The organism is Janthinobacterium sp. SUN100 (assembly GCF_030397705.1).
Taxonomy (GTDB): Bacteria; Pseudomonadota; Gammaproteobacteria; order Burkholderiales; family Burkholderiaceae_D; genus Janthinobacterium; species Janthinobacterium kumbetense.
Genome location: NZ_JAPUBU010000001.1, coordinates 509,601 through 525,409, shown reverse-complemented (window position 1 = coordinate 525,409; position 15,809 = coordinate 509,601). Strand labels below are relative to the sequence as shown.

The window sequence follows — 15,809 nt, the reverse complement described above, 5'->3', positions numbered from 1 at the left end:
CGCAGCCCGAGTCGCGTCTTGAGTGGAGGTTGTCATGGGTTTCAGTTTCGTCGCCACCGATCCCGCCAGCAAGGTCAGCCTGTATGAATCGCCGCCGCAGGCGGAGCATGCGTGGGCCGGCTACCTGCTGCCGCCCGTCGCGCCGCCGGCCACGCCCCCGGACAGCATCAGCTATGCCGACAGCCTGTCGCCGCAGCGCATGGGCAGCTACGTGTTTGCCAGCGCCCGTCCGGCGGCGCTGGACGCGGCGCCCGGCCCCTTCATCGCCGCCCTCGTCGCGTATATCGACCGGCAGTCATCGGCGCCGGGACTGAACCTGAACGCACTGCTGTGGCTGCGCGACACCGATGCAGCGCCGACTGATTCCTTCAAGAACTACGGCTGCAGCTACACCTATAACCAGCTGACCAAGGGCTTTGCCACCAGCACCAACGTCAATTTCCGGCTGGGACAGGACCTGCTGTTCAACGTGCTGTCCGGCGTCGGCCTGTCCATCGACGCCGCCAGCGGCAGTCTGCGGCTGGCCGCGCCGCTGGCTACGCCGCCGGCGCTGGCCTTCCAGCGCAATGCCAGCGATATCGGCATACGCGTCACGGGCAGCGGCAGCACGATCCGCACGTTCGTGCCTTTGGCGGGCGCGAATGCGGGCTGCCTGACGTTTACGGCCACCGTCAACCCTCCCGTCACCTTCGGCCCAAGCGGCCTGGCCGTCGGCTTCCCCATGACCGCGCGCGACACGGCCAGCGGCCAGCTGCAGCAGCTGTTCTACCCGGCGCTTACCGCGCCCGCCAAGCTGTCGGCCAGCCTGGCCTGGGTCGGCACGGTCGACCCGCTCGATCCCTACAATCAGAAGCTGTCCGCCAAGGCGCGGCTGGAAGGCGTATTGCGCTGCGGCTTGCTGCCGGCCGACCGGCCCGCCTTGCCGTCCACCTACCGCACTGCGCTGGGCCATGCGACGACCTTGCGGCCGCTGGGCGCCGCCAGCGGGCAGCCGCCCGTGGTCGGCCTGCAGTCGGGCGCCCTGGCCTTTGGCTGCGCCGCCCGGTCGCCTTCCCAGCCCGCTACCAGCAAGGCCCTGCTTACGCCGGCCGGGCGCTTTGGCCTGAGCGCCATCGGCCAGGCTGACGGGGCGCAGACAAACTTGTTATGCGGCATCTTCGGCTCGGAACAGCTGAGCATGACCACCTATGATGGCGCCGCGCCGGAAAATGACAGCCTGCTGTTCGTGCCCGGCTCGCCCGCCTACGCGTCCGTCTTCCCGTTCCAGGCCGCGACCCTGGACTTGCCCGATTCCGGTAACGTGGCCACGCCGCTGACGGCCGATTACCTCGGTTGCTGGGCCAGCGTGCTCAAGGGCGGCGCGGCCATGCCGCAATACCATGCGGAGCCGGCGGGCAGTCCCATGTACGGCCTGCCGCCGGCCGCCCGGGCCGCCGCCTTGCTGCGCGCCGTGGCCGCCGATACCGTGCTCGCCTCGACCCCGCCCTCGCTGCCCGTGCCGCAGGGCGCCGCGCACGCCTTTCCCCTGCTGCCGTATGGCGGCGCCGTCAGCGGCGGCCCGCTGGATGTCAGCGCCGCCCTGCTGTCGAGCTTTGAAAGCAGCATCGTCGCCGCCACCCGCAAGGCCGTCATTTCCAGCGGCGCCAGCGCCACCTGGCAGGCGCGTGCGGCCGCCAGCCGCCGCGTGCGCGGACTGGCCGCCGGCGACGCGGTGGCGGAAGCGCCGCACTACCGCACCACGCCGCAGGGCGCGGTCGCCACCGTGTCCAGCCAGGCGCAGGACCAGGACGCCTTCCTGTCAGTGACCCTGGGTCAGACCCTGGGCGGCGGCGGCCAGGTCTTGCCGTTCGGCTTCCGCTTCCCGGACGCGACCTTGCAGGATGCCTTGCAGACCAACCAGCTGTTCCTCGTGGCCGTCAACGCGGCCCACCTGTCGGACGGCGCCGCGCACTTCGACAATACCGTGGGCATCGCGGGCTGGACCATGCAAGCGCAGGTGGGCGTCGGCGTGACGCCCACGTCCTACCGCAACGTGATGCTGCTCAAGTATTGCAGCGGCAGCGTCAGGGAACGCGTCGCCAATCCGAACGCCTGGTCGGGCGCACCCGATTTTTCGCTGGCCGCCGACGCCGGCCCCGACGTCCAGGGCATCGCCTACACGGGGTTGTCGCAGTGGCTGCAGGATGTCATCGAAGCGGCCGAGGTGCTGGCGGCGGACAAGCCCGAATCGCCGTACCGGCATTTCCTGGAACTGGTCAGCGATCCCACCTGGACGGGCGTGCTGGTGCTGCAGGCGGACCTGGATCCGTCCAGCCTGCCGCCCGGCCTGCAAGGCATCGCGGCCGGCCTCGACCTGACGCGCTTCGTCGCCCACCATTTCGGCTTCACGGCCAGCCGCGTGACGGTGCATGGCGACGGCAGCATCACCCTCAACGGCAATTCCAGCACCTTCGGCCTGGTCGACTACCAGGATCCGGCCTTCGCCGCCGGCCAGCGCAACGGCTTGCCGCCCGATACCCCCATCGCCCTGCCCGACACCGACAACTATGCATTCCGCGTGCTGCAATTGCAGGTGCTGTTCGACAATGCCGTCATCAAGACCTTCAAGAGCTACGTGCAGCTGGCCGTCAACGGCCTGCTCGGCTCGCGCGTGACGGCCACCACCTTCGGCGGCAATGCGATGCCGAACAACGGCGTGGTGCTCGACGGCAGCTATATCGACCAGAACGGCACCGGCATCTACATCTTCGAGCAAGCCACGCCGTCGATATTCAGCCTCGACAGCAACCTGCTGCGCCACGTGGCTTTCCAGCGCATCCAGTTCAACTGCCTGGGCACCACCGACGCGGGCGCGACCGTGCTGAACCGTTTTTCCGTCTGGGGCACGCTGGACTTCGCCAGCCTGGACGACCGCACGGGCGCCGTGCTGGACCTGCTGTCGTTCGGCGCGCTGGCGCCGGACCTGCCGCCGGACGGCGCAGGCCTGGCGTTTTCCAACCTGGTGATCGACATGCGCTATCCGCAGACGACGCCGTCGGCCGTGCGCTTCGACGAGGTGACGGCCAACCTGGCCTACGACCTCGACGCCAGCCAGGCCAGGCCGGACAGCCTGTTCAAGGGCTTCGGCCTGGAACTGTCGGGCTTTATCGCCGCCGCCGACGGGCAAAAGCCGGCCGATTTCGGCTTCCTGCCCGTCAGCACGGCGCTGAACCTGGGCACGCTCGACGGGCCATGGCACGGCATCGTGTACGACGTCACCATGGGCGGGCCGGGCGCGCTCGTCTCGGCCGCCGGCTTCCATTCGACCCTGCTGCTGGCCTGGTCGCCCGCCAGCACGGCCGACGACGACGAGCAAGCCGTCTTCGTCGGCCTGTCGCTGCCCGGCGCGGCGCCGGGCGCCAGGCTGATCAGCCTGCAAGGCATCTTCAAGCTGGCCATCGACAATATCGGGCTGATGCGGCAAAAAGTGCCCGACGGCGACTCCTACTATTACTGCTTGCGGCTCGACAATATCGCCATCAAGTTCCTCGGCATTGCCAAGCTGCCGCCCGACGCGAACATCCAGTTCTTCCTGTTTGGCGACCCGAAGAATACGGGCAGCCTGGGCTGGTATGCCGCGTATATCGCCGATGCGGCCGCCCGCCAGGAGCAGGCACTGGCCGCGCTGCCATTGCCGGCTATTTCACTGGGGAGCGCAGCATGACCAACGTCGTGTACTGGAATATCGAGAACTTCGGCATCAACAAGGTCAACAACCCCAGCCGCAAGCGGCCCCGCTATGGCGAAGGCGGCCGCTGCGGCGGCAACCTGCCGGCCGTGGCCGCGCTGCAGCGCCGCAACCACATCCTGACCATCCTGCGCGCCACGCAGCCCGATATCTTCGTCCTGATCGAGGTGTCGGCCAGCGCGGCCGGCGCCGGCGACCTGGCGCCCGACACGGGCGGCTTGCAGGGCGCGATCTTCCTGCTGCAACAGCTGCGCACCGACCCCGCCGACCCCAACCGCGCTGCCTGGCGCATGGTGCCGCCGCTGAAAGTGGGCACGGGCGGGCGCACGGAATCGGTCGCCGTGCTGTACCGCGGCATATCGGGCACGGTTGGCACGCCCACGGAAGTGCGGCGCTATTTCACGGGGCCGAACGTATGGACGGGCGGCGGCGTGTCGGCCGTGGCGGCCGGCGCCGTGCCCGCCGCCTACCCGGCCGGGGGCGCCGGCGCGCCCGACATCCAGGATTTGCTCAACCCGCAAGGCCAGCCGGCGCGCACCATCCCGGCCGGCGCGCAGTACAACGGCGGCCTGGCCGAGGGCATGGCGGCGGCGCGCATCGCCTTCGCCCCCGCGCCGGCGCCGGCCGTGCCGCCCGTCGTTGGCGGCCTGGTCAATTTCAACGGCTTGCGCCAGCCCTTCATGGTCACTTTCGTGGAAACCAACCGGACCGACGTCATCACGCGCAACCTGACCCTGTTTGCCGTGCATGCGCCGCCCAACCACGGCGGCGCCACCAATTTCATCAATATCCTGCTGCGCGGCGTGCTCGACGTGGCGGCGCCGCCCGCCGGCGCGCCGCACAATGAAGTCAAGCTGATCTGCGGCGACTTCAACCTGAACGCCATCTACGCGCAGCCGCCCGGCGCGGGCGGGCGGACGACGGCCTACGACCAGTTGCGCGCGATCAACTACATACCGCTGCTGGACCCGCCGCCCGCCATGCCGGTGGCGCCGAACCTGACGCTGGATGCGTACCAGGGCTACCTGGCCACGCATATCCGCCCCAAGCGCACCAAGCAGCAGCTGACGCAGCAATCGCGCTTCCTGTGGTCCGACAATACGGCCGGCGGCGCGTTGGTGGCGGCGCCGTATCCCGGCTATAACTATATCGGCAGCGATATGGTGAGCAACTTTTTCTCGATCGACAATATGCTCGTCAACCCGCTGGTGCCGGCGAATAACTACCAGTTCACGGTGATGAACCCCGTGTCGGGCACGCCGTTCACGGTGGCGGGCGGCATGCCCGCGGGCGTACCCATCGGCACGCGCCCGCTGCCCGCGCAATTTCCGAACGTGCCTGCCGGCATGGCCTGGCCGCAATCGCCGGCGGCCGTGTATGCCGTAGGCCAGGCGCGCACCCTGAACGGCTGGGCCAATTACGGCTACCTGCGCAGCACCAGCGACCACCTGGCGTTGTTTGCCGTGCTGTAGACAGAGCGTCCGGGCGGGTGCGAGCGTCCGCCCTGGACATCATGACTGATTCAAGGAGCAAGTTCGTATGGCCACCACCGATACCGCGCTGGAAAACCTGCAGCAAGCCATCGTCAACGCCGCCAGTAGTGGCCCGTTCGCCCTCGATGCCGCCTTCCTGGAAGCGGGCCTGGCCGACCCGGACGTCGCGCCGCCCGAAAAATTCGACGCCATCATCGGCCAGGCATTCCAGATCGACGCGGCGCAGTTCCTGATCAGCTGCGCGGCAGCCGACGTGGGCGCCGTGAGCGACGGCGTGTTTACGGTCAGCAAGGCGAGCCTGCCCTTCATCGGCGGCCTGCTGCAAACCCCGGCCACGCTGGTGTTTTCCACGCAGCCTGCCGCCGCGCGCACATCGGGCGAGGACGGGGATGACGGCGGGGATGACGCGGCCGTGCTGGTGGTGCAGGTGGCCGCCAGTCCCGCCGACTGGAACTGGGACAGCAGCTTTCCCTTCATGGGCGGCTGGCCGTTCAGCGAGTTGCCGCTGTCGGGCGCGCTGCTGGTGTTTTCCAGCGCCGACGGCGTCTATCCATGGGGCGGCGACAGCGCGCTGTCCGTCACGGGCGGCGCCAAGCAGAACCTCAGCGCCAGTGTGGCCCTGCCCGCCTTCGTGACGCCGTTTCTGGAACTGTTTTCCGACCTGGCCGCGCCGCCGGGCAAGCTGCAGATCGGCGGCTACCTGGACATGGCGCTGTACGACGGCAAGACGTTCGAACTGGGCGGCCTGATGCCCAGCGGCGTGCTGTCGGCCACGCTTAGCGAGCTCGACTGCACGTTCGCCGGCTACCTGCGCGTGGCGGCGCCCAGCCTGACCGTGACGATCCCGCCGCCCGTCGACGCGCCGCCGCCCGACGCCCTGCTGCTCGACGGCGGCATGCAGCTGCTGCTGCGCGGCGCCGGCGAAGCGGACGACGAGGAAGCGGCCGACGGCGACCAGGCCGCCACGCTGGCCCTGACAGCCACGCTCAGCGTGGAAGGGGCCGGCGCCGCCGATTACACGCTGTCGCTGCTGCTGCAGCCATCGAACGCCGACGGCGACGGCAACTACGCGGTCAGCCTGGAAGCGGGCAGCGACGGGCCGCCCCTCAGTCCCGCCGCCGCCATCGGCCTGATCGGCGGGGGCGCCAGCTATTTCCGCGCCACCCCGGCCGTGCTGCAGGAGTTCCTGACGTCGTTCGGCCTCGGCGGCATGACCATCAGCGGCAGCATCCCGCCCAAGGCGGCGCCCACGGTGGACCAGGTCACGCTGCAACTGCGCAGCGTGCGCGATCTCAGCTGGCAGCCCATCCCGGCGCCCACGCCCGCGCTGAGCTTTACCATCACCTCGTTCTTCCTCGACTGGACGGCTTACCAGCCGCTGGCGAGCAAGGCCAGCGGAAAGTCGCGCTATGAATACCTGTTCGGCACCACCTTCACCCTGTTGCCCACGGTATTTCGCAACCTCGACGGCACGCCGGGCGGCGAATTCGACGTGCAATTCAACTCGGCGCAGCTGTTCCAGGCCAGCTTTCCCGGCAAGGCCACGCTGTCGGACTTCCTGTCCGTCGTCTCGAACGGCCTCGTCAGCCTGCCCGACACCATCCAGGCCGAGGTGTCGAATATCGCGCTGAGCATAGACGGCGCGGCCCAGTCCTTCGCGTTTTCCAGCGACTACGCCATCAGCCTGTCCTTCCTGACGGTGGGCGGCGCGCCCATCCTGAGCATTTCGGATGGCCAGATCAGCCTGTCGGGCATCAGCGCCACGGTGGCCGCGGACAAGCAGGAAGGCGCGCTGGCACTTGTCGAGGCCGGCAAGGCGGGCGCCGGCACGGCCTGGGCCGGTTCCATTTCCGGCTTGCTGGGCGTGGGCGCCAGCCTGCAGGCGGCCGTCAGCGTGGCTTACAGCAGCCAGGAAACGCCGCCCCGCTGGACCCTCTCCGCCTCGCTCGCGCAAGAACTCGACGTGGGCGAGATGATCAAGCAATTCTTTGCCGCCGGCGGCATCTATGATTTCCCGGTCTTCTTGCCGGGCAACCTGAAGATTTCCGCGTTCGCCATCGACGCGGTCATTCCCAGCGGCAAGCCCAGCACGGACCTGGCCACCAGCTATACGGTCGACACCACCTTTACCTGGCTGTTCTTGCTTGGCCAGCAACAGATCGGTTTGCAGAAAGCCACGCTCTCGGTGCAGTATGACGGCGCCAAGCCGGCCGCGCAGCAATTCTCGGGCAAGGCCGATGCCGTATGGATCTATACCGCCATCAATCTGAAGCTGGGCTTCGGCTATGCGTTCCAGCCGACGGACAAGGGGCCGAACCACACGCTGTACGTGAGCTGGGAAGGCTTCACGGCAACCTATACCAGCGGCAACGAGATGCTCAGCTTCACCCTGGCGGGCTGGTCCCTGGGCAGCCTGATCCAGGCGCTCGTGCGCACGCTGGGCGATCCGTATTTCGTGCTGCCGTCGCCGTGGGACTTGCTGAACCAGGTCACGCTGGACGGCCTGTCCGTCAACGTGTCGCTGAAAACCGGCGAAAAGAACCGCCTCAGCGCCACCTACACGCTCAGTTCACCCCTCAACCTGGGCTTCATCGTCATCCGCAGCATCGTCTTCAAGCGCAATACGGACGGCAAGGTGACCCTGGCGCTGGACGCCACCGTGCCGCCATTGCTCAAAGGCAGCATGGGCGACTTGCTGGACCCGGACAAGGGACAGGACGTGGAAGAGATGCCCAGCGTGCCGGGCGCCGGTTCCAGCTATTTCAAGGTCTTCCTGCTGATGCTGGGCCAGCGCGTGGCCATCAACGGCGCGTCCGACTTCAGCTCGACCAAGGCCGTCATCGACGCGCTGGCCGGCGTGCCGCCCACCACGGGCAAGAACAATCCCGTCAACCCGGGCAGCGGCGTGCACGGCCAGCCGTATTACCAGCCGGACAGCAACTGGCTGATCGCCGCGCATTTCGGCGTGCTGCAGACGGCCGGCGTATGGGCCGTCGACGTCCAGATCGTCTTCAATGATCCCAACCTGTACGGCTTGCGCCTGACCCTGGGCAGCCCCAAGATGGGCGGCCTGGCCGGCCTGGTGGTCGACATCCTGTACAAGAAAATCAGCGACGACGTGGGCCTGTTCCAGATCGACTTCACCTTCCCCGACAGCATCCGCAACCTGAACTTCGGCGCCGTCAGCGTGGTGCTGCCGATGATAGGCATCAAGATCTACACGAATGGCGATTTCCTGATCGACATCGGTTTTCCCTACAATATGGACTTTACGCGCTCGTTCAGCTTCAGCGCCATCGTCTACGGCGTGCCGGTGCTGGGCTCGGGCGGCGTGTATTTCGGCAAGCTGTCGGGCGCGACGGCGACGCAGGTGCCGAAAACCGATCTCGGGTATTTCAATCCCGTCATCGTCTTCGGCCTGGGCCTGCAGCTGGGCCTGGGCTACAACTTCGTCAAGGGGCCGCTGAAAGCCGGTTTCGCGCTGACCGTGTTCGGCATCATCGAAGGCGTGATCGCCACCTACCATCCGTACGACCGCAGCAACGCCGTCGCGCTGGCCAACGCCGGCGCCTCCGGCAGCGTCCAGGAAAGCAGCTACTTCAAGCTGACGGGCACGTTCGGCGTGATCGGCATGCTGTACGGCGAAGTGGACTTGAAGATCATCAGCGCTTCGCTGCTCGTCAATATCACCGTGTCGGTGCAGATCGGCTACGAATCCTACCGCGCCATCCCCCTGTCCGTGACGGCCTCGGTGCGCATCAGCCTGCGCGTCAAGATCGACCTGGGCATCTTCAGCTTCACCATTTCCGTGGGCTTTTCCGCCACCGTCAGCGCGCAATTCCGCATCGGCGACGACAGCCGCGCGCCGTGGGACGGCGGCGGCGCGCTGCGTCTGGACAGCCTGGCGCGCGGCCGCGCGCGCACCCTGCCGATGGAATTGCAGGCCGCCATGCTGCGCGCCGGGCCGCGCCGCCAGCCGCGACGCGTGCTGCGCACCGACGCCAAGCCGGTGCTGCAACTGGTGACGGCACCGCAATTCACGGTGCTGGCGCCGCAGGGCGCCACGGCCAGCAGCGCGCAGCAAGGCGCGTTCGTCTGCCTGTTCGCCATGGATGCGCCGGACCCGGCCGCCGGCGGCGCGGGAACGGGCACGACCTCGTTCGACCTGCTGTGCAAGGCGTATTTCCCGTGGCTGCTCGACGCCCTGCAGCCGGTGGTGCGGGCCGACGCCGAGGCGCTGGACCTGGCTGCCGCCGCGACCGCCAGCGTCACGCTGGCGCAGCTGGTGGCGGGCATCCAGGTGCTGGCCGACCCCGCCATGCAGCCATTCGGCATGGGCGACCTGCTGCGCTTCCTCGCCGACAGCTTCATCGTGAACATCAGCGCGCCGGGAGCCAATATGGACGGCGCCACGCTCTTCCCGCTGTTCGACGGGCTGCGGCTGGACGTCCCCGACCCGCAAGGCGGCGCCGGCACGCAAGCGATCGACCTCGAGACCTACGCGACGGCGACGGAACAGTACCGCAGCACGGTGGCCGGCGTGCTGCGCCAGGTGGCCGCCAAGGTGGGCAAGGCGCCCGCCAAGCCCGCGCTGCTGGCGCAGGACGACGCCGAGCCCGAATCGATGGCGGCCTTCATCTTCGTCGACGTCTTCAGCCTGATCGGCCGCGCGCTGCTGCAATCGGCCATCGATGCCTTCGACAATTACAGCTATGCGCTGCAGCCGGGCGACAGCATCGCCGGCATCGTCGCCGCCTTCAACCGGGCCGGCAACGCCATCGACGCGGATGACGTGTCGCTGCCGAATGCCATGTATCCGCTGAACGGCGCGCTGCCGCTGCAGGTCGGCGGCCTGTCCGCCGTGATCCAGGCCGGCGATACGCTGGCGGCCATCGCCGCCCGCTACACGGATCCGGCCAGCGCCGGCGGGCGCTGGCACACCACCTCGGCCCAGCTCATCGGCGCGAATGCCGAGCCGCGCGCGCTGCGCACGGGCGTGACGCTGGTCTTCGACTTCGGCGCCGGCGCCGTCAGCCACGTCACCGCGCCCGGCGACAGCTTCGGCGCCATCGCCGCCGCGCTGGGCGTGCCGCTGGCCACCCTGGCGCAGCAGGCAGCGCTGTATGCGCGCGCCGACCTGCTGCTGCCGACGGCCATCCTCGCCGTGCCGCCGCTGGCCTATACTTCCGTCGCCGGCGATACCCTGTCCGGCATCGCCAGCCGCTTTGCCGCCACGACGGCCGCGCTGGGGCGCGACAATGCCGGCGTCGCCAATCTGTTCGCCGCGTCCCCGGGCCGGCTGGCCATCGCCCACCTCGACGCCTTGCCGCCGGAGCAGCTGTGGAGCGGCGTGCAGGCGAGCGGCGCCGTGGCCCAGGCCGCCGGCCAGGTCGCGCGCTTCATCACCTACGGCTTGCGCCTGCCGGTGGCGGCGGGCCTGAGCCTGTCGCCATCCTTCCTGTATAGCAAGACGCAGACCGACTACGCGCTGTACCAGCTGACGGGCCAGCAATTCCCCACGCCCGCCAGCGCCGCCGGCGGCTACCGCATCGGCCTGGGACGCAATGCCGTCTCGCATGGCGTCGCCCTCGATTTCATCACCTTCGCCGGCGCGCCCGGCACCAGCCTGCCCATCGACCTGGGCGCCGCGTACGGCTTGCTGTCGGGCGTGCTGGCGTATGCGCAGGCGGGCAACTTCGTGCCGTCGCCTGCGCTGCACATCCTGCCGCTGGCGTCCTTGCAGCCGCGCCAGTTCCCTGCGGCAGGCTACGCCGCCTGGATCACCGCCGACCTGGCGCGCCTGACGGCCGTGACGTCCGGCGCCGCGCCAGGGGCGCGCGCCGCCGCCAGCCAGGCCGCGCCCGCGCCGTATCTGTGGCAATTGCCCGACGCCATGCTGGCCAGCATCACCCAGCGCCAGGATACGCTGCAGACGCTGTACCCCCAGGTGCCATACGCGGACATACTGGCCCTGATGCCCGCCTATCGTCCCCGCATCGGCAACACGCCGCCCAACAGCAGCAGCACGGTGTTCCAGGACTTGAGCGGCTATGCCTATGCCACGCGCGTGGATTTCCAGATCACGCGCATGCCGGCCGCCACCGTGGCCACCAACGACGCCAGCGGCACCGCGCTGGCCAGCGCCGCCACCCTGGCCCACGTATACGAGCTGGTGGGACCGTCGGCCGCCGATGCCCAGCGCCTGGAATACTTGCTGAGCGGCATGGCCGCCGTGGGCGAAACCCTGGTGGCCGGCCTGTTCCTGCTGTACAGCGAAGGCGGAAGCGACCAGGTAGCGCTGACGGGCCAGGCCGATGCCGACTACCTGTGCTTCCTGACGCAAACCAATCTGTCCACGGAAAGCCATCCGCCGGCCAGCCGCATGCTGCTGGACGCGGAGGGGACGGTCTTGCCGCGCGGCATAGCCAACAGCCCCTCGCAATTCATCAAGCTGCTGTGGGAGCAATCGGTGGTGCGCGGCGGCGGCTACTATCTGTATTTCGAGGACATGGTGTCGGGCGCCGGCTTGCCCCCATCCGTCTTCGACGCCACGGGCACGGCCACGCTGACCCTGGTGGTGCCGCTGGCGCGCCAGGCGGCGGGCGCCGCCGACACCGTGCCGAACTTCGTCAACGCCCTGCTGACGACGCAAGCGATCGATCCGCAGCAGGACGTGCTGGTGTTCGAATCGCTGAGCAAGCCGGCCAAGAGCCAGCCTTTGGCCGTGGCCGCCACGCGCACCTTGACCGCCGTGGCCGCCACGTACGGCATGGGCGTGGGACAGCTGGCGCGGCAAAACGCCGGGCGGCCGCTGCGCGCCGGCGCCAGCGTGCCCGTGGCCGGCATCCTGCACCAGCTGAACCAGCAAGACATGGCCGCGCCCGCGCAAGCGCTGGAGCAGCTGGCCGCGTACTACTCGGCCGGCGCCACCCCACTGAGCGCAGCGCAGATCGCCGCCTACAATCCCGGCGTGACGGTGGCGCTGGGCGCGACCATGCGCATTCCGCCGCTCGTCTACCGCGTGCCCGCCGCCTCTGGCGGTCCCGGCAATACCTTCGCCGCCCTGGCCGCCTACTACGGCTTGTCGGTGGACGCCCTGGCCCTGGGCGCGGCCGACACCGAAGGCCTGTATGCCGATGGCGCCGTGCTCGACGTCGACAGCCTGGCCCTCGATGCGCAAGCGACCTTGGCGCCGGGCAACCTGTCGTTCCAGCTCAAGCGCACCAACGACGGCGTGCCCGTGCTGCCGCCCAACCCCACGCCGCAGCAACAGCAGCAATATGCGCAGGCGACCCTGTCCGCGCTGTACAACACGCTGTCGGCCGGCCTGGGCCGCAACCCGTTTTTCCTGCCCAGTCCCTACAGCCTGCCCTTCGGACCGCAAGACCATGCGAACGACGGCGACGATGGCGACGATGGCGAAGCCCACCGCCGGCGCTATGCGGCCGCGGCGCTGGCCGATTACGACTACCGCCAGGCGCTGGGCTACCTGGGCAACAACAGCCAGGGACGGCCGTTCGCCACGCTCAATGCGGCGCCGGCCAATCCGCCGGCTGGCCTGCCGCCCGCCGCCGACAATCCCTACCTGGGCGTGGGCGGCCATGCGTCGCTGGCCCTGCGCTGGCAAGACCTGTTCGGCAACACCACCGTCACGCCGTTCGAAGCGCCGCCGGCCGGCTACACGGGTGCGCTGGACCAGGCCCCCGCCCCGCTGCGCTACACGGATCGCCTGCTGGGCCTGTCCGCCTGGCCGAAAGTCCAGGCCAGCTACCTGTATGGCACGGATGGGGGCGGCGCGCCCGCGCTGCTGCTGACCTTGCGCATGGATGGCCTGGCCTACGCCACGCCAGCCGACGCGGCACAAGACTTGCCTTTCTATCAACGTCTATACTTCCAGCTGCACCAGGACTATACGGGCCTGGGCGTGCCCGGACTGAGCGGCAATGCGGTGAGCATTTCCCTCAGCAACTCGCTCTTGGCCACGCCGCTGCAGCCGCTGGACGAGGCCCGGTCGCGCCAAGTGCGCGACTTCGCCGCCGCCTGCGCCATATACCTGCAAGCCCTGGCCAACGGCGGCAGTGCCACGGCGCCCGCCGCCACGCTGTCGGTGCCGGTGCCGCTGGCGCAACTGGCCAGCGCCAACCGCATCGCGCTCGACGTGGCGCTGGTGCTGACGCGCCAGGCCATCCTGCTCGATCCCGCGCTGGCGGCCCTGCCGGACGGCGCCAGCGTGGTCAGCGCCGTGCTGCCGCAGGCCGACACGAATGGCGGCGCGTCCAGCTTCACCACGTTTGCCAAGGCGCTCGAAGCTTGCCTGAAGACGCCGCAATGGTCGATGCGCGCGGGCGCGGGGCTGACGCGCATAGGCAGCGCCGGCCAGCAGACGCAGCAGTTGTTCGCCGTGCGTTTCAGCGACACTCCGGGCCAGGGCATCCATTTCCGCCTGGGCCAGCAAGCCAGCTACTACGCGCCGTTGCCCGTCGCCAATTCGCTGGAAAGCCGCACGGTCAGCATCGACGCCTATCCGACCAATACGCCGCATGCGCTGACGCTCAATAGCGTAGACCTGAATCTGTGGCTGCAAAGCTGTCTCGACGCGATCGACAAGTTCCTCTCGGCCACCTATGCGCCGCCCGCCTACATCCTCGATCGCCTCAACGGCGTCGCCGATCCGCTGCAGAGCGGCCAGCTGGGCCTCGTACTCAAGGCGAAACAGACGCTGGCCGACGTCATCAGCGCCACGGTCAGCCCCGTGCTCAGCAGCAGCGCCGCGGACGAAGCCACGCGCGTCAGCGCGGCCGCCACCATGCGGCAGCAGCTGCTGACCACCCTGGGGCCGGCCTTTGCCGCCGGCGCCGTGGTGGTGTACGGCGTGGACCAGGTCACGGGCGCGGACGACGAAGACGAGGGCGCGCCGCCAGCGCTGTACGGCCAGCCCGCCGGCGCAGGTACAGCCGACGGCGCGGCCGGCGACGGCAACCAGAACTACACCTTGTTCCCGACCCGGCTGCCTTTGCTAGGCACGGCCGCGCAGGAGCAGAGCCGGCTGTCATTCAACTTCATCTCGAAGAATGTCGAAGGCCAGGCCTATGTGCCGCTGGACTTGCGCTATCAGATCACGCACATGGAATTCGACCAGCGCCCCGTGCCCGGCATCGAAAACTACCTGCAAAGCCAGTGGCTGCTGTTCATCACCGGTCCGTTCGAGGTACCGCTGGGCAATGGCACGCAATATATCCCCGTGCTGAACCGCGCCCTGCCCGTGCCGCCCACGGTCAACCGGCAGACCGCCACCGCGTCCGCCGCGCCGCAGGGCGGCCGCATGCGCCTGGCCGCTGGTGGCTTGCAGCCGGCCCAGCTGGCCCAGTGGGATTACGGCTTCAGCTACACCTACCGCCAGGCGGCGCAGGATGCCGTGCACGTCAGCGTGGTGCTCAACGTGCCGTCGCAGGTTGCCAGGCTGTCCGCGGCGACCGGTCCCGACCTGTTCACGGCGCTGGCCGCCTTCGTCAGCAACTATCCGCTGATCTCGGCTGACCTCGACGCCTTCCTCGCGCCCCTCGACGGCAAGCAGGACACGCCCGATAGTGTCGCCAAGGCAACACTGGCCACCACCGCCTTCCAGCAGCTGGTGACCCAGGTGGCAACCAGCTATGGCCAGCATTTCGGCACGGCGCGGCTGGCGGCGGCGCAAGGCGAGACCAGCGTGGCCGTGGAATTCGACGCGCGCCTGGAAGACCATGGCGGCGACGCCTGGTATGCGCTGCACAATGTCACCGTCGGCGGCGCGCCCGCCACCTACGACCCGCTGTCCGGCACCCTGAGCAACGGTATCGTCAGCGTGCCCGTGCCCGTGCTCGACATCGATGCGCAGCAGTACCGGGCCACGCCGGCCACGCCCACGCCGCCCGATGCGCTGCTGGCCTACCGCTACGCGGCCATCGCCGCCGACGCGCCCGACCTGTCGTTTGCCGCCGCGCTGGCCAATACCGGCCGCGAGGTGCGCATGCCGGGGCTGAACGTGATGGTGTACAAGAACGCCCAGGCTTCGCTGTACGTGCAGCGCAACCGCTACCTGTGCCCGCCCAGCCAGACGCAGGTGTCGACCATGCACGCCTTCCTGTACCAGACGCCGGTCGTCAAGTTCAGCGACCCCATCCTGCCACGCCTGAGCTGGCAAGGTTATGATTTGCGGCAAGTCGCACCGGTGGGCGGCAGCGACGTGGCGGCCTATATGCGAGGCTTCTTCAACGCCCTCTTCACGGGCGCCTCGGGCAGCGTGCGCATCGCCATGGATGGCAGCTATTCCTACAGCGTGATGCCGGCCGTGGCGGGCTTTCCCCGCACTTCGCTGCCGGTCAGCCTGCTGCCGGCCGTGCTCGCGCCCATCGATGCGGCCCAGCCTCCCGCCGCGCCCATGGCCCTGGTGGCCCAGGTGCAGCAATGGTATGACACGCAGCAGCCGACCACGGATGGCGGCGCCGCCATGGATTTCCGCCTGAACTTCTTTACGGACGGCGCACCCGAGCAACTGCTGCTGTCGCTCGAAGACGTGCGCTGGGTGGTGCGGCCTTGACGCGGCGGCGCAG

General features: G+C 68.9%; 3 protein-coding genes. All 3 read left to right on the top strand.

Annotated features, from left to right (window positions below):
- Positions 1-34: 34 nt before the first annotated feature.
- The 3 genes from O0881_RS02040 (at position 35) to O0881_RS02030 (ending at position 15,796) form a co-directional block, all read left to right on the top strand.
- Positions 35-3,703: a hypothetical protein gene (locus O0881_RS02040; protein WP_289909888.1), complete on the top strand. Its 3,669-nt coding sequence runs from the start codon at positions 35-37 to the stop codon at positions 3,701-3,703.
- The gene (locus O0881_RS02035; protein WP_289909887.1) at positions 3,700-5,199 is read left to right on the top strand and encodes a hypothetical protein; all 1,500 of its coding nucleotides are present in this window, start codon (positions 3,700-3,702) and stop codon (positions 5,197-5,199) included. The genes O0881_RS02040 and O0881_RS02035 overlap by 4 nt, the downstream gene beginning before the upstream one ends.
- Before the next feature lie 67 nt (positions 5,200-5,266).
- Complete coding sequence (locus tag O0881_RS02030; RefSeq protein ID WP_289909886.1) at positions 5,267-15,796, top strand: LysM peptidoglycan-binding domain-containing protein; 10,530 nt, start codon at positions 5,267-5,269, stop codon at positions 15,794-15,796.
- Positions 15,797-15,809 lie beyond the last annotated feature (13 nt).

Bases quoted from the DNA above. Each gene is read 5' to 3' on its own strand.
- O0881_RS02040 (WP_289909888.1), top strand. From the start codon at position 35: ATGGGTTTCAGTTTCGTCGCCACCGATCCCGCCAGCAAGGTCAGCCTG.
- O0881_RS02035 (WP_289909887.1), top strand. From the start codon at position 3,700: ATGACCAACGTCGTGTACTGGAATATCGAGAACTTCGGCATCAACAAG.
- O0881_RS02030 (WP_289909886.1), top strand. From the start codon at position 5,267: ATGGCCACCACCGATACCGCGCTGGAAAACCTGCAGCAAGCCATCGTC.